Annotated in this window: 13 protein-coding genes; 5 read left to right on the forward strand and 8 right to left on the reverse strand. The window is 60.4% G+C overall.

Annotated features, from left to right (window positions below):
- Positions 1 to 95: 95 nt before the first annotated feature.
- Both hemF and aroE read left to right on the forward strand, forming a co-directional pair.
- Complete coding sequence (gene hemF / locus ACMGT0_RS01130) at positions 96 to 1,007, forward strand: oxygen-dependent coproporphyrinogen oxidase (protein WP_054063411.1); 912 nt, start codon at positions 96 to 98, stop codon at positions 1,005 to 1,007.
- 70 nt (positions 1,008 to 1,077) lie between these two features.
- Positions 1,078 to 1,899: a shikimate dehydrogenase gene (aroE, locus tag ACMGT0_RS01135; RefSeq protein ID WP_054063410.1), complete on the forward strand. Its 822-nt coding sequence runs from the start codon at positions 1,078 to 1,080 to the stop codon at positions 1,897 to 1,899.
- Between the two features lie 249 nt (positions 1,900 to 2,148).
- Here aroE and ACMGT0_RS01140 read toward each other — a convergent pair whose 3' ends face one another.
- The 3 genes from ACMGT0_RS01140 to betC form a co-directional block, all read right to left on the reverse strand.
- Positions 2,149 to 3,717, reverse strand: coding sequence for a SulP family inorganic anion transporter (locus ACMGT0_RS01140; RefSeq protein WP_416771160.1), 1,569 nt, complete (start codon positions 3,715 to 3,717; stop codon positions 2,149 to 2,151).
- A gap of 196 nt (positions 3,718 to 3,913) precedes the next feature.
- Positions 3,914 to 4,834, reverse strand: a complete 921-nt coding sequence (gene choX, locus ACMGT0_RS01145; RefSeq protein ID WP_054063408.1) for a choline ABC transporter substrate-binding protein — start codon at positions 4,832 to 4,834, stop codon at positions 3,914 to 3,916.
- A gap of 18 nt (positions 4,835 to 4,852) precedes the next feature.
- The gene (betC, locus tag ACMGT0_RS01150; RefSeq protein ID WP_416771162.1) at positions 4,853 to 6,367 is read right to left on the reverse strand and encodes a choline-sulfatase; all 1,515 of its coding nucleotides are present in this window, start codon (positions 6,365 to 6,367) and stop codon (positions 4,853 to 4,855) included.
- Positions 6,368 to 6,482: 115 nt separating this feature from the next.
- On the opposite strand from betC, the gene ACMGT0_RS01155 reads away from it, so the two are divergent.
- From ACMGT0_RS01155 to ACMGT0_RS01165, 3 genes are all read left to right on the forward strand, one after another.
- Positions 6,483 to 7,433 (forward strand): choline sulfate utilization transcriptional regulator, encoded by a 951-nt coding sequence (locus ACMGT0_RS01155; protein ID WP_054063406.1) that lies wholly within the window; start codon positions 6,483 to 6,485, stop codon positions 7,431 to 7,433.
- Positions 7,434 to 7,471: 38 nt separating this feature from the next.
- On the forward strand, positions 7,472 to 7,798 hold the full coding sequence (locus tag ACMGT0_RS01160) for a DOPA 4,5-dioxygenase family protein (RefSeq protein ID WP_054061331.1): 327 nt from the start codon (positions 7,472 to 7,474) through the stop codon (positions 7,796 to 7,798).
- A 288-nt stretch (positions 7,799 to 8,086) separates the two neighbouring features.
- A complete protein-coding gene (locus tag ACMGT0_RS01165) occupies positions 8,087 to 10,111 on the forward strand; it encodes a hypothetical protein (protein WP_416771164.1) in 2,025 nt (674 codons plus the stop codon).
- Positions 10,112 to 10,332: 221 nt separating this feature from the next.
- Here ACMGT0_RS01165 and ACMGT0_RS01170 read toward each other — a convergent pair whose 3' ends face one another.
- From ACMGT0_RS01170 to trpB, 5 genes are all read right to left on the reverse strand, one after another.
- Positions 10,333 to 11,562, reverse strand: a complete 1,230-nt coding sequence (locus ACMGT0_RS01170) for a hypothetical protein (RefSeq protein WP_416771165.1) — start codon at positions 11,560 to 11,562, stop codon at positions 10,333 to 10,335.
- A 249-nt stretch (positions 11,563 to 11,811) separates the two neighbouring features.
- Entirely contained in the window at positions 11,812 to 12,327 is a 516-nt protein-coding gene (locus tag ACMGT0_RS01175; RefSeq protein ID WP_416773592.1) for a geranylgeranylglyceryl/heptaprenylglyceryl phosphate synthase, read from the reverse strand.
- Positions 12,327 to 13,361, reverse strand: coding sequence for a hypothetical protein (locus ACMGT0_RS01180; RefSeq protein WP_416771167.1), 1,035 nt, complete (start codon positions 13,359 to 13,361; stop codon positions 12,327 to 12,329). Before ACMGT0_RS01180 ends, ACMGT0_RS01175 begins: the two co-directional genes overlap by 1 nt.
- A gap of 244 nt (positions 13,362 to 13,605) precedes the next feature.
- On the reverse strand, positions 13,606 to 14,415 hold the full coding sequence (gene trpA, locus ACMGT0_RS01185; RefSeq protein ID WP_416771169.1) for a tryptophan synthase subunit alpha: 810 nt from the start codon (positions 14,413 to 14,415) through the stop codon (positions 13,606 to 13,608).
- A complete protein-coding gene (gene trpB, locus ACMGT0_RS01190) occupies positions 14,415 to 15,635 on the reverse strand; it encodes a tryptophan synthase subunit beta (protein WP_054061180.1) in 1,221 nt (406 codons plus the stop codon). The genes trpA and trpB overlap by 1 nt, the downstream gene beginning before the upstream one ends.
- Positions 15,636 to 15,726: the final 91 nt, after the last annotated feature.

Here is a 15,726-nt window from a genome sequence, read left to right on the forward strand (position 1 = left end):
ACTGCGACTGTCACGGGCACGGTGTTATGCTACGGGCCTTTTGCCGCCGGCACGTCAGATCTGCCGCGTAGCTTTGCCCGATTCCAGGTGATGCCATGACTACCCGCACCGAAGCCGTTAAAGCCTACCTGCTCGACCTGCAAGACCGTATCTGCGCTGCGCTGGAAGCCGAGGATGGCGGTGCGCGTTTCGTCGAAGACGCCTGGACCCGCCCTGCCGGTGGCGGCGGACGGACCCGGGTGATCGCCGACGGCCAGGTCATCGAGAAAGGTGGCGTGAACTTCTCTCACGTCTTCGGTGCCGGCCTGCCGCCTTCGGCCAGTGCCCACCGGCCGGAACTGGCCGGGCGCGGCTTCGAGGCGCTAGGGGTGTCCCTGGTGATCCACCCGCACAACCCGCATGTGCCGACGTCCCACGCCAACGTGCGCTTCTTCATCGCCGAGAAGGAAGGCGAAGAGCCGGTCTGGTGGTTTGGCGGCGGTTTCGACCTGACGCCCTACTACGGCAACGAGGAAGACTGCGTGCACTGGCACCGCGTCGCCGAACAGGCCTGCGCGCCGTTCGGGGCGGATGTCTACCCGCGCTACAAGGCCTGGTGCGACAGCTATTTCCACATCAAGCACCGCAACGAACCGCGGGGCATCGGTGGCCTGTTCTTCGACGACCTGAACGAGTGGGACTTCGACACCTGCTTCGCCTTCATGCGGGCGATCGGCGATGCCTACATCGAGGCCTACCTGCCGATCGTGCAGCGGCGCAAGGCGCAGGCCTGGACCGAGCAGCAGCGCCAGTTCCAGGAATTCCGCCGTGGGCGTTATGTGGAGTTCAACCTGGTGTACGACCGTGGCACCCTGTTCGGCCTGCAATCGGGTGGGCGTACCGAGTCGATCCTGATGTCGCTGCCGCCGCAGGTGCGCTGGGGTTACGACTGGAAGGCCGAGCCGGGTAGCGAAGAGGCGCGGTTGACCGAGTACTTCCTGCAGGATCGGGATTGGCTGGCGGTTTAGCCCGCAACGACCGAATTCCCACCCTATTGATCTGACCGCTGGCCCGCCAGCCCCGACAGGACCCTGTTTGATGGATCGTTACGTTGTCTTCGGCAATCCCATCGGCCACAGCAAGTCGCCGCTGATCCACCGCCTGTTCGCCGAACAGACCGGCCAGCGGTTGGACTACAGCACGCTGCTGGCGCCGCTGGACGATTTTTCCGGCTGTGCCCGGGCGTTCTTTCAGGAAGGTCGTGGCGCCAACGTCACCGTGCCGTTCAAGGAAGAGGCCTTCCGCCTGGCCGACAGCCTGACCGACCGGGCGCGGCGAGCCGGCGCGGTGAATACCCTGAGCAAACTGGCCGATGGCAGCCTGCTGGGCGACAACACCGACGGTGCCGGGCTGGTGCGCGATCTTGAGGTCAACGCCGGCTTCAGCCTGCAAGGCCAGCGCATCCTGCTGCTGGGGGCCGGCGGCGCGGTACGCGGTGCCCTGGAGCCATTGCTGGCGCAGCAGCCGGCGTCGGTGGTGATCGCCAACCGCACCGTCGAGAAGGCCGAGCTGCTGGCCGAGCTGTTCGCCGATCTGGGGCCGGTGTCCGCCAGCGGTTTCGAGTGGTTGCGCGAGCCGGTGGATCTGATCATCAACGCCACCTCGGCCAGCCTGTCCGGCGATGTGCCGCCGATTGCGCCGAGCCTGGTCGAACCCGGCAAGACCGTTTGCTACGACATGATGTACGGCAAGGAACCGACCGCATTCTGCCGCTGGGCCAGCGCGCAATCGGCGGCGGTGGCCCTGGATGGCCTGGGCATGCTCGCCGAACAGGCGGCGGTTGCCTTCGAGCTGTGGCGTGGCGTGCGCCCGGACACGGCGCCGGTGCTGGCCGAGTTGCGGCGCCTGCTGGCTGCCTGAATTCCACAAGTTACCGCGAACCTTGTAGATACTCTTTCCCGGTCAAACTTCGATCGTTCCCACGCTTGGCGTGGGAACGATCATCAATCGCCGCAGCCCCTGTAGGAGCCGGGCTTGCCCGCGAAGGCGATTTTACCGGCGCCACACTGCTTCGGGATGAATGGCCGCCTTTGGCGGTTCGCGGGCAAGCCCGGCTCCTACAAGGGGTAGCGTTGTACATGGGAACGGCGGTGCATCAAGAGAGCGTGCTCAATCCTCGAAACGGATCGGGCACCTATCCACACCCTCGAGCTTGACCAACTCCTCGACCACCTGTGCCCGTGCCTTCCTCAACGTCAGGCTGCGCCCCTCCCGCGCCAGCCGGCGCGCTTCCTGGTGCAGCATCTCCACCCCGGAATAGTCGATGAAGTTGATCTGCTGCGCTTCGATCACCACCCGCGGCCCTTTCAACCGCTGCAGGCGCACCTGCAGGTAATGGCTGGCGCCGAAGAAGATCGACCCGCCGACCCGCAGCACCTCTTCGTCACCGTCGCGCCAGTGCTGCACCCGGGGTTGCGAGGTGCGCTTGAGGTAGAAGAACAGCGAGGCCAGCACCCCGGCATAGATCGCCGTCTGCAGCTCCAGCAGCAGGGTCGCCACGCCGGTCAGTGACATCACCGCGAACTCGGCATGGCTGACCCGCAACAGTGCGCGGATGCCGCGGTGATCCACCAGCCCCCAACTGATCAGCAGGATGCTGCCGGCCATGGCCGGAATCGGGATGTGGGCGATCAGCGCCGAGCCGCACACCGCGAACAGCGCCACCCACAGTGCCGAGAACACCCCGGCCAGCGGTGAGCAGGCTCCGGCCTCGTAACTGAGGGCGGCGCGGGTGAACGAACCGGCGGACAGGTAGCCGGAAAACAGGCTGCCGACGATATTCGACAGGCCCTGGGCACGCACTTCCTGATTGGCATCGAGCAACTGCTGCGAGCGGGCGGACAACGAGCGGGCGATCGACAGGCTCGTCACCAGCCCGAGCATGCCCACGGCGACGGCGCTAGGCAGCAGCCGCAGCACAGCTTCCAGATCCAGCGGCAACGGGCTGAACGGCGGCAGGCGCCCGACGAAACCCTCCACCCGTTGCACGTGGCCGAACATCGCCGGCCACAGCCAGACCAGCAGGCTGGCCAGCACCAGGGTGATCAGCAACGTCGGCCAGCGCGGCAGCAGCGACTTGAGCAGCAGGCCGACCACCAGCGTGCCGAGCCCTAGCGCCAGCGAAGGTCGGTCGATTTCGCCGATATGCTGCATGAGCGCCAGCAGGCTATTGAGCGCGGTGGCCTGGTTGGGAACATCGATGCCCAACAGGTTGGGCAATTGGCCGAGGGCAATCACCACGGCGGCGCCGAGGGTGAAGCCGAGCACCACCGAATGCGAAACGAAGTTCACCAGGGCGCCGAAGCGCAGCAGGCCCAGCAGCCACTGGAAGATCCCGGCGATGAAGGTCAGCAGCAGGATCAGGGTGATGTAGTCCTGGCTGCCGGGCACGGCCAGCGGACTGACGCTGGCGAACAGGACGATGGAGATCGCCGCGGTGGGCCCGCAGATCAGGTGCCAGGACGAGCCCCAGAGGCAGGCGATCAGCACCGGCACGATGGCCGCGTACAGGCCGTACTCCGGCGGCAGGCCGGCGATCAGGGCGTAGGCCACCGATTGCGGCAGGGCGAGGATGGCGCCGCTCAGGCCGACGATCAGGTCACGGCTGACGCTGGCGCGGGTCTGCCGGGGCAGCCAGCTGAGAAATGGCAGGAATGCGTGGCGGTTGGTCCGGCCCATGGGGTTCTCGGTTGGATGAGTCGTGTCGGGGGCAGTGTGCCAGAAGGCCTGGTGATCGTTGGTCGTTCCCACGCTCCCTGTGGGAATGCGGCCTGTGACGCTGTGGGTCACAAGAGCGGACGCCGGGCGTCCAGAGAGTCATGCCCACGCGGAGCGTGGGAATGATCGGTAACAGATGAATCAGGGAGCCCGAAGCTCAGAGCCTGGCCTTCACCGCCGCCAGCCCATCCTGGCCATCCGCGGTCTTCACCCCGTCCAGCCACTTGTCCAGCACCGCCGGGTTGGCCTTGATCCAGGCCCTGGCCGCGTCGGCATTGCTCAGCTTCCTGTTCGCCACCTCGGCCATGATGCTGTTTTCCATGTCGAGGGTGAAGCCCAGGTTGGCAAACAGCTTGCCGACGTTCGGACAGGCCTGTGCATAACCCTTGCGGGTCACGGTGTAGACGCTGCCGCTGTCGCCGAAGTACTTCTCGCCGCCCTTGAGGTAATGCATCTTGATCTGCACGTTCATCGGGTGCGGCGTCCAGCCGAGGAACACCACGAACTTCTGTTTCTTGATCGACCGGCCGACCTCGGCCAGCATCGCCTGCTCGCTGGATTCCACCAGCTTCCACTGGCCCAGGTCGAACTCGTCGTTCTTGATGATCTGTGCCAGCGAGGCATTGGCCGGTGCGCCGGAGCCGATGCCATAGAGCTTCTTGTCGAACTTGTCGGCGAACTTGTGCAGGTCGGCGAAGTCATGCACGCCGGCGTCCCACACGTAGTCCGGGACCGCCAGGGTGAATTCGGTGCCTTCGAGGTTCTTCGCCAGTTGCGTGACATCGCCGTTGGCGATGAACTTGTCATGGAAGCCCTGCTGCGCCGGCATCCAGTTGCCGAGGAACACGTCCACCTGGCCATCCTTGAGACCACCGTAGGTAATCGGCACCGCCAGGGTATCGACCTTGGCCTTGTAGCCCAGGCCTTCGAGCAGCAGGCTGGCGATGGCGTTGGTCGCGGCGATGTCGCTCCAGCCCGGATCGGCCATTTTCACCGTGTCGCAGGTCGGGTCGGCATGGGCGCCCAGGCTGCTCGCGGCCAGCAGCCCGGCGCAGAGGATTGTGGATAACTTCTTCATGGCTTCCCCTTGTGTTCGTTATTGGTTTTGGCAGGGTTGTGGATAACGGGCCTTGCGCTCCAGATCGTCGAGGTCGATATGGTTGCGCATGTATTGCTGACTGGCGTCTACCATCGGCTGGTGGTCCCAGCTCTTCAGCTTTCCGAGGGTCAGGGCGTCGGCGACGAAGCGCCGACGTCGCTGGCTGGCGAGCACCTGTTGGTGGATCGCCGGGATGTTCCATTTCGCCCGGGCTTCGGCCAGGAAGTCGTTGAACAGTGGCTGGTGTTGCGGTGACTGGCTGAGGTCTTCCTGTTCCCGTGGATCGTTGTGGATATCGTAGAGCAGGCACGGATCGTCTTCGCTGTAGATGAACTTGTAGGCACCGCGGCGGATCATCATCAGGGGGCTGACGGTGCCTTCGGCCATGTATTCGCCGAACACCTCGTCGTGCCCGCCCTCGCCCGTCAGGTGCGGCAGCAGCGAGCGGCCGTCCAGCGGCAGGTCGGCCTGCACGCGGCCGCCGGCCAGTTCCACCAGGGTCGGCAGCAGGTCGGCTGTGGACACGGCGGCGCCGACCCGCTTGGCGGCGAACTGCCCCGCTGCGCTGATCAGCAGCGGTACCCGGGCGGACATCTCGAACCAGTGCATCTTGTACCAGAGCCCGCGCTCGCCCAGCATGTCGCCGTGGTCGCCGGAGAACACGATGAGGGTGTCGTCGGCCAGGCCGATGTCTTCCAGGGTCTGCAGCAGTTTGCCGACATTGCTGTCGATGTAGCTGCAGGCGCCGAAGTAGGCGCGGCGCGCATCGCGGATCTTATCCACAGGCAACGGCTTGTCCCACAGGTCGTAGACCTTGAGCAGGCGCTGCGAGTGCGGGTCGAGGCTGGCCTGGGCCGGCGTGTGCGGCAGCGGGATGTCCTCGTCGCGGTACAGGTCCCAGAACGCCTTGGGAATGGTGTACGGGTCGTGGGGATGGGTCATCGACACGGTCAGGCAGAAGGGCCGGTCGCCGTCCTCGCGCACATGGTCGAACAGGTACTGCTGGGCCTTGAACACCACCTCTTCATCGAAGTCCAGCTGGTTGGTGCGCACGCAGGGCCCGGCCTGCAGCACCGAGGACATGTTGTGGTACCAGCTGGGGCGCACGTCCGGTTCGTCCCAGTTCACCGCCCAGCCGTAATCCGCCGGGTAGATGTCGCTGGTCAGGCGTTCCTCGTAGCCGTGGAGCTGGTCGGGGCCGCAGAAATGCATCTTGCCCGACAGCGCGGTGCGGTAGCCCAGGCGGCGCAGGTAGTGGGCGTAGGTCGGAACGTCGGCGGGGAAATCGGCGGCGTTGTCGTAGGCGCCGATTCTGCTTGGCAACTGGCCGCTGACCAGGGTGAAGCGCGAAGGGGCACACAGCGGGCTGTTGCAGTAGGCGGCATCGAACACCACCGCCTCGGCGGCCAGGCGGCTCAGGTTCGGCAGCTTGATCGGCGATGGGCCGTAGAGGGGCAACAGCGGCGCGGCCATCTGGTCGGCCATGATGAAGAGAATGTTCTTGCGCTTCATGGTATCGCGGCGTTCCATAGTCAATTGTTATGCGATAGTGCTGCGATCGAGCATGTGGCCTTTGCCCTCGGACGGTAAAGCCCATGCCACACAATGACTAGGATAAGTACCGCTTATGTTTGATGCGCTGGGTGAGTTGTCTCTTGACCTGCTGCGGGTGTTCGAAGCGGCGGCCCGTCATCGCAGTTTCACCGCCGCGGCGGTCGAGCTGGGCACTACCCAGCCGGCGATCAGCCAGCAGATCAAGCGCCTGGAGGAACAGCTGGCGACACGGCTGTTCGACCGCATTTACCGGGGCATCGAACTGACCGAGGCCGGCCTGCTGCTGTTCGAGCAGGTCCAGGCGGGCCTGCAGAGCATCGACAGTGGCCTGAGTGCGGTAACTGCCCATAGCCGGCATGAGGTGCTGCAGGTCGCCACCGACTTCGCCTTCGCCGCGTACTGGCTGATGCCGCGGCTGCACCGTTTCCATGCGGCCAACCCGCTGGTCGATGTCAGCCTGGTGACCAGTGAGCGCAGCCACAACATGCTGCGCAGCGACATCGACGTGGCCGTGCTGTTTGGCCAGGGCCGCTTCAAGCAGGGCGAAAGCCACTGGCTGTTCAGCGAGGAAGTGTTCCCGGTGTGCAGCCCGCAGTTGCTCCAGGGCCGCGAGCGGCCGCTGGCGACCGAGGCGTTGCTGGAGTTTCCCTTGCTGCACCTCAAGGGTGAGAACAGCAGCCACTGGTTCGACTGGGCCGGGGTGTTTCGCGAGTTGGGCCTGACCAGCGCGCCGGCACCGGGGCAACTGCGCTTCGACAACTACACGCTGCTGATCCAGGCGGCGATCGGCGGCCAGGGCGTGGCCATCGGCTGGCGGCACCTTGTGGATAACCTGCTGGAGCAGGGCCTGTTGTGCCGGCCGATCAACCAGACGGTGCTGTCGACCTTCGGTTACTACGTGGTGCTGCCGCCGCGCAAACGGCGCGGGGTGTTGATCCAGCGGTTCTTCGACTGGCTGATGGCCGAGCAGGCCAGCAGTGCGCAATCGCTGGTGGGGCTGGGCTTGCCGTCGATTGCGGTGTAGCGTGGGGGGATCGATCAGAGTTTTTGAAAGAGAGCGGTATGCCAGCAATCAAGGGTTACCACGCCCATGTCTATTTCGATGCCTCGACCCTCGACCAGGCCCGTGAGTTGTGCGAGCGGGCGGCGGCGACATTCCCGCTGAAGATGGGGCGGGTGCATGAGCGGCTGGTGGGGCCGCACCCGGACTGGAGCTGCCAACTGGCCTTCGACGCCGAGCAGTTTGGCGCGGTGGTGCCGTGGTTGGCGCTCAATCGCCAGGGGTTGGTGATATTCACCCACCCCCTGACGGGCGATGACCTGGCGGACCATCGCGACCATGCCATCTGGATGGGCGCGGTCCGGCCGCTGGATCTGTCTATTTTCTAGCCATTTCCGTGGGTGGTCGCCTTCGTCGGAACGTCGCCCGCAGCCAGCTCCCACAAGGTTCTTGGGTGTACGCAAATCCTGCGTATCAGGAACTTTACCTTCGAAGGATGCGCGGATTGTAGTAGTTGCCATGGCAGTGATGCGCTCGAATGATTCATTTATGAGCGAGAAACTGGAGCGATATTATTGAAAGTTATAAAAGGATCAGTGGAGACTTTTTTACCAATAGCTGGAAATCAGTCAAGTTTCGCAGCGAAAATCGATAGAGTCGGAAACACTAGTAACAAAATGAAGACTATCGACTCCTCTGACTACCCAGATGAGCTCAATCCCTTTGCTGACGCTTATCCGCAAGAGTTGAACCCCTTTGAGGGCGAAATCGGCACCGCTGATGAGTCCAGTGTCAAGGTGCAGCAGGGATCACCCTCCCCCAAACGTGTTACCAGCGACCCGCCGGCCTATCCGCAAGAGTTGAACCCGTCCGAGAGTGCCCCCGAGATCCTTGATGACTCACCCACCAGTGCGCCGGAGCTGTTGCTGTCTGCATCCAAGCTTGACGTGGAATTCGGTGCCCCCCTTGCGCTCACCCAACTGCTCACTACCTACCTGAGGACCCATGGCAACGGCTCTATTGGGGACCGCACCAACAGCAACCACCTTAAGAAACTGGCCAAGGACATTAGCACCCCGCCGCTCTCAAACTTCCTGACCCTGAAGAGCGAAGAGGGAAAGGACTCCGTCACATGGAAGGAACCACCTGCCAATGAGAGGGAATTTCAGAGTTTGCTGCAGGCATTCAAGGCGTTGCACAAGGGGAAAGGCAGTTTTTATACGCTGCTGACAAACTTCGACTTCCCTGGTGCAGGCTATCGCCTGCTCGACGATGCGGCCCATGACCGGATCATCCGCAAGGCGGCCAAGCCGGCAATGCACCGTCCGGGCAAGGGCGAGGTAGTGGATATGAAGCGAAAGGTCATGAGCGACGTGCTTAAGCACTTCAGCGATCCGCAGCGCCACGACCAGCCCTTGCCGGAGGGTGCCGTGGACGATCTGATCAGCCACTACGGCCGCACGGAGAAAGACCTGGACCAGGCACGCTCATCAGCGCTGGCAGTGGCACAGAAAAGCGGCCTTTCGCTCAATGACCGTGGCTTCGTCGATGCGGTCAGGCGTTTTTTCCATCGAGTGAAAACCGGGGAGCGGGTGGACCGCTTCAATAACGAGGTGGCAGAGGCCGGGAGGGTGTTCCAGAAAAAAATGCTCGGGAATCTGGATCGGATTCACCAACAGCACGCGCCGAAAGCCGTGGCATCACGGACGAAGCAGATGCTTGATCAACGTTTGAAGCAGGCACAAGGGGATTACGCCCAGCAGATGAAGGGGAGAAATATCTACCCTGAGGCCATGAATGCGGAGAGTGCCCGCCAGATCGATGCAAAAACCGAGGAAAACTTTCACAAGGTGCTCCGAGGTACTGTTCTGGCCTATGAAGGTGAATTTGTCGCGGATATGACCGAAGCGGTAACTTCTTTCTCCGTCGACGATTATTTCAAGGGAAAGAGCCTCGAAAGGTCGGTGGACAACATCATCCATATCAACAGGAACCTGAGTGACCTGTATCAGGTCGCGCAAACCCACCACGAGTCAGATATCAGCGAGGTGGAGAAAAGGTTTGGTAAAAAGGCGGTGGAGGGTATATCGGAGGGGTTCGAAACACTGCAACTCGACTTCGCCAAATCCATCCGCAAAAAGGTCCTGGAAAACTACCGGGATGTACTCAACCGTCACCACGAAAAACTGGATGAGAGAGAGCCTGCAGAGGGAATGGATGGCAAGCTTGAACTTTCAAAAAACTTGGTTAAGTACTCAGCTAACGCGATTGCCGACTTGAACAAGGTACGTAATCTTTCCCATGACGTTCATCTGAAACTGGAGAAAAATGATTTGGAGCAGGTTGTACTTCCGGTCGCCGAGTCGCTGAAGATCGGGGTAGATAGGCTCCTGCCGAAACGGATGACGACCCAGGATACCCTGAAATTGGCACTCAAGCGCTCCTTCAAGCCAACCAAGGCAAAAATCCTGATCGGGGGTGGGGCGGCTTTAGTGGGGACATTATTGTTTATCGCATCCCCACCGTTGGGTTTTGCTGCGCTCGCCGGGGCGTCGGTGGCAGCTCTTGCATGGTCCGGCCGGAACATCTACAGGAGCTTTGGCGAGGCCAAAGAGCTCAATGAACTACATCAGCAGGTTGAGCAACAATGGCGTGAGTTTGGAGGAGGAATGAATCCTGAAAACAGGGCGACTATAAAGTGAATTGACGGTCCGCTGGATTCAGCTCACCAATCGGTCCTGTCTGTGAAGTGCTGCAAGGGTGAAGAGCGCTATTGTCGATAGGCTCTCTTCACCCTTACTTACATTGGCTAGTCAGCTAGGACTTTAAGCTTAAGAGGAAATAAGTCAGTCCCCGTTTCTGCGTTTCTGCTTGCCACCGATGGCCAGACTCCTGAAAGTTTTAAGTTAGCTAGGCATTTGCTTTATAGAGTCGGATTGTTTTTGCTGCCATTGGCCTCCAATTTTTCCTTTGATTTCCAGAAAGCCAGTTCGGTTCTATGTCTTGCAATGGAATCGCCCAAGGAGACGATATGATCATTTTGCTTTTCCAATAATTCATCGATTTTGGCGTGGACTTTTGTTTTTTCTACCGTTTTCCCAATGCCAAGTTCGAGTCCTGGAATTTTAGACTTTAGTTTCGAGGCGCCTCCTTTTTCATGTGGGGTTTTATCTTCACTAAGATAGAGGCCTTTCACATCGGAGAAGTGCAGATAGCCCGTTTTTTGCTCGGATGAATTGGTATCAAGTTGTTTTTTCAGGAAGGATAGATCACGTTCAATATTTTCTGCCTCTAGCTGCTCACACTGTAATTTAAGTATTTTTTCAAATATTTCCGATGAGGAGTTTTTTCTCATGCGCATAGCCGCTAAATGATCATGGTCGACTCGCGCTTTCAGGATGGGGCTGCCATTTTCTCGGATCGTCCTGGGCGACAGGGCGGGTATTTCAGGCGAGCTCGTAGGATGCGGCTCAACTACATCCATGGAAGGACCATGCTGGTCGCTCTTCAAACGCTCGGAAATCAATTCACTGAGAGGCTCATGGCTCTTTTGGATCGAGTCTGAATCACCTCCGTTCATCGAGGGCTGTTTAGTAGATAGATTTTTTTCATGGTCTAGTATTTTTGACTCAAGAAAATTGATGTATTCATCTCTAGCCTTCACTTTATCATCGATTATAGTAAAGACCGCTTGTTTATCGTTGACCTTTCCAAAATCCAGGCCAAGGCCTTTAAAGTTTCTTTCGAATTTTTCGGATCCGGCATCCTTTAAGTTGAGGGCTTCACGGAAGCTGAAGTTAGCGCTGAGATAAAGACCTTTCTTTTCAGAGTAGCGAAGGATGCCTTTATCTAGCGGGTTGTTCGCGCTTTTGAATTTTTCCTTCAGGCCCAATAGTTCTCCCTTGCGCTGCTCAGCGTCTTGCTGCGCAGCCCTTAGTTCATCTATGGCGAGCTTGATTTGGGTATCGTTTGATATGCTTTCGTTAGTGGTTTGGGGAGCATCTATCCTGCTGATTGTTTCTGGCTTGGTAGGGAGATTAGTGGTACCCAGAAGCTTCTGGCGAGCTCTGGAGTCCGGCTCCGACCTGTCATTCTGGAACCGGCCAGTTATAAAAGCCGGGAGACCATTCAAGCTGGGGGGAATGAAAGGCATGATGAGGGCCCATTCTGGAAATCGAAACGATCCAGTCCGTCCGTACTGGCGCGATCCGCCGTTGTAGAACGGCGGTACGAGCGTTGAATGGTTAGCGCTTGAAGGAGGGTGTACTTGCAATAAACGCCCATCGCCGGTGAATCGGTTAGCCCCTCTGAACATTGAGTAGGGAAAGGATCTTGACGCCCATGAAAAAGGGCCTCAGCGCTGTAGCACTGAAGCCCTTTGATGTAGCGACTATTCGGCGAATCAGTGGCGCGCGCCACGCACCCCTTCCGCCAGCGCCGCGCACAGGCTCAGCACGCCATCGACGGCCTGTTCGCCGGTTTCGGCCTTGGCGATCTGGTCGATCAGGGCCGAACCGACCACCACACCGTCCGCCAGGCGGGCGATGGCGGCGGCCTGTTCCGGGGTACGGATGCCGAAGCCGATGCTGATCGGCAGGTCGGTGTGGCGGCGCAGGCGGCTGACCGCCTCCTCGACGTGTTCCAGGGTGGCCGAGCCGGCACCGGTCACGCCGGCTACCGAGACGTAGTAGACGAAGCCGGAACTGCCATTGAGGACGGTGGGCAGGCGGCCGTCGGCCATTGGGTCGGTGAAGGGCATGCCCAACTCGATCACGTCGGCACCGGCCTTGGGCAGCCCCTTGAGGATCGCCAGGGAGGTGTCGTAGCCCGGGTCGCCGGCGGTGACGAAGGTCACCAGGGCGGCTGATTGCTGCTGGCAATGATCTCTTTTCTGTCGCTTTGGAAAAGTCCGATGAATTATCTTGTGCCAGGCGATTTATCCGAATTGTCCGTGTTCAGCTCCTCATAGCGAGAGATGAGGTTTTTAACGTGACCTTTCTTTATTCCTGTTAACCTATCTTCAGAGGGGCTCTGGTTTTTTTTCTGATCGTTCAGAGCATCTCTCTTTCGCGGTGGTCGGATTGGCACGGCACCCTTGTCGGCTTCAGAGTGTCCAGGGTTGGCTAATGATAATGACGCGCCCTGGCTACCAGGCGCTGTTTGTTCGTATCCGAATATTTCGTCAAATTCTTTGTCTCTGGCGTCAGCAGACATTTGAGCAAGCGCTGTGTATGAGTTATATAGCTCATCAAATTCTCTGTCTGTGGAGACTTCGGTATCGGAACTTTCATTAGGTAGGCCAGCAGCTGTCGTTGACCGTTCGGCTCGAATATCCTGGGTGGGAGCGCTATATTCAAAGTTGCGTGGTGGCTTGACAGGCGGTGATGTTTCAGGGGGCGAGCCTTCTTGTTTGACAAACTTCAGGTTGCCGGGTGCTGGTGGAGGTTCACCAATATCGTCCAACTTATTCCCTGAGTTGAGAGTTTCGTTAAGTTTTATTTCTGAAGTGACGCGCTGTTGACTGTTATCCAAACGTTCGATCAAATCCTCGATTTTGACTCTTTGACCAGGGTTGGCAATGTTGTGAAATTTTGGGTTGAAGGGGGCGCTTGAATATCCACCGTCGCTGAGCCCAAGCTTGATAGCCAGTTTTTTTCTAAAATTCAGATTATCGCTGACGACAAATTGACTGTCTTTTTTTGAATAGCTCAAAAAAACTTTCTTGGGTTGGTTTTTTACCTGTAATAAAGCAGCCTTAGCCTTGAGTTCTAGCATCTCCGCGCGTTGCTTGTTGAGAAAATTTATCTGTGCGTTGGGCCCTGCTTGAGCGGGAACGTTCTTGCCATCTTGCAATTGCTGGTTGGCTTTATAGTTTTTCCCCGACTGCTCGCTTTGCAACATGCCGGGAGGAATAGTTGATGAACTTGAAAGGGAGGCAAGGGGACGTGTCATGATGGCCCATTCTTGAAGTCGAGACGATCCAGCACGTTAGGACTGGCGCGATCCACCGTTTAAAAGGCGGTACGAGCGTTCAATGGTTGGCGCTTGTAGAAGGGAATTCTGCCAATAAACGCCCATCGCCGGTGAATCGGTTAGCGTCTCTGAATACTTGGTAGGGAAAGGACTTTTACGCCCATGAAAAAGGGCCTCAGCGCTGTAGCACTGAAGCCCTTTGATGTAGCGACTATTCGGCGAATCAGTGGCGCGCGCCACGCACCCCTTCCGCCAGCGCCGCGCACAGGCTCAGCACGCCATCGACGGCCTGTTCGCCGGTTTCGGCCTTGGCGATCTGGTCGATCAGGGCCGAACCGACCACCACACCGTCCGCTAGGCGGGCGATGGCGGCGGCCTGTTCCGGGGTACGGATGCCGAAGCCGATGCTGATCGGCAGGTCGGTGTGGCGGCGCAGGCGGCTGACCGCCTCCTCGACGTGTTCCAGGGTGGCCGAGCCGGCACCGGTCACGCCGGCTACCGAGACGTAGTAGACGAAGCCGGAACTGCCATTGAGGACGGTCGGCAGGCGGCCGTCGTCGGTGGTCGGGGTGGTCAGGCGGATGAAGTCCAGGCCGGCGGCCTGGGCCGGGTCGCACAGTTCGCCGTTATGCTCCGGCGGCAGGTCGACCACGATCAGGCCGTCGACACCGGCGGCCTTGGCCTCTTCGATGAAGCGTGCCACGCCGTAGTAGTGGATCGGGTTGAAGTAACCCATCAGTACCAACGGGGTGTCGTTGTTCTCGGCGCGGAACTCGCGAACCATCTGCAGGGTTTTCGCCAGGTTCTGCTTGGCAGCCAGGGCGCGGATGTTCGCCAACTGGATCGCCGGGCCGTCGGCCATCGGATCGGTGAAGGGCATGCCCAGCTCGATCACGTCGGCACCGGCCTTGGGCAGCCCCTTGAGGATCGCCAGGGAGGTGTCGTAGCCCGGGTCGCCGGCGGTGACGAAGGTCACCAGGGCGGCGCGGTTCTGTTGTTTCAGCTCGGCAAAGCGGGCTTGCAGGCGGCTCATCAGTGTTTCTCCTGCTGGGACTGTTGCATGTGATGCATGACGGTTTGCATGTCCTTGTCACCGCGACCGGACAGGTTGACCACCATCAGGTGATCCTTGGGCAGGTTCGGCGCGCGCTTGAAGACTTCGGCCAGGGCGTGGGAGCTCTCCAGGGCCGGAATGATGCCTTCGAGGCGGCAGCACTGGTGGAACGCGGCCAGGGCTTCGTCATCGGTGATGGAGGTGTACTGGACGCGGCCGATGTCGTGCAACCAGGCGTGTTCCGGGCCGATGCCGGGGTAGTCCAGACCGGCGGAAATCGAGTGGGCGTCGATGATCTGGCCGTCGTCGTCCTGCAGCAGGAAGGTCCGGTTGCCATGCAGCACGCCCGGTACGCCGCCGTTCAGGCTGGCGGCGTGCTTGCCGGTCTCGATGCCGTGGCCGGCCGCCTCGACGCCGATGATCTCGACGCTGGTGTCATCGAGGAACGGGTGGAACAGGCCCATGGCGTTGGAACCGCCGCCGATGCACGCCACCAGGCTGTCGGGCAGGCGCCCTTCCTGGGCCTGCAACTGCTCGCGGGTTTCCTTGCCGATGACGGCCTGGAAGTCACGGACCATGGCCGGATACGGGTGCGGGCCGGCGACGGTGCCGATCAGGTAGAAGGTGCTGTCGACGTTGGTCACCCAGTCGCGCAACGCTTCGTTCATGGCGTCCTTGAGGGTGCCGGTGCCGGCGACCACCGGGATCACCTCGGCGCCCAGCAGCTTCATGCGGAACACGTTGGCCTGCTGGCGCTCGATGTCGGTGGTGCCCATGTAGATCACGCATTGCAGGCCGAAGCGCGCAGCCACGGTGGCGGTGGCCACGCCGTGCATGCCGGCGCCGGTCTCGGCGATGATGCGTTTCTTGCCCATGCGCCGTGCCAGCAGGATCTGGCCGATGCAGTTGTTGATCTTGTGCGCGCCGGTGTGGTTCAGCTCTTCGCGCTTGAGGTAGATCTTCGCGCCGCCGCAATGTTCGGTCAGGCGTTCGGCGAAGTACAGCGGGCTGGGACGGCCGACGTAGTCGCGCTGGAAGTAGGCCAGTTCCTCGATGAACGCCGGGTCGGCCTTGGCCGCCTCGTATTCGCGGTTCAGGTCGAGGATCAGCGGCATCAGGGTTTCAGCCACGTAGCGGCCGCCGAATGCGCCGAACAGGCCATGGGCATCGGGGCCGTTGCGCAGGGTGGACTGGGTCATGGGAGGCTCCAGGTGGGTGATGGAATGATCGATGGCTTCACTCTAACCATGACAGGCGTGGATGAAAACCGATAAGATCGCCGTAACCTGT

Source organism: Pseudomonas sp. RHF3.3-3 (genome assembly GCF_048069595.1).
In the GTDB taxonomy this organism is placed as follows: domain Bacteria; phylum Pseudomonadota; class Gammaproteobacteria; order Pseudomonadales; family Pseudomonadaceae; genus Aquipseudomonas; species Aquipseudomonas fuscovaginae_B.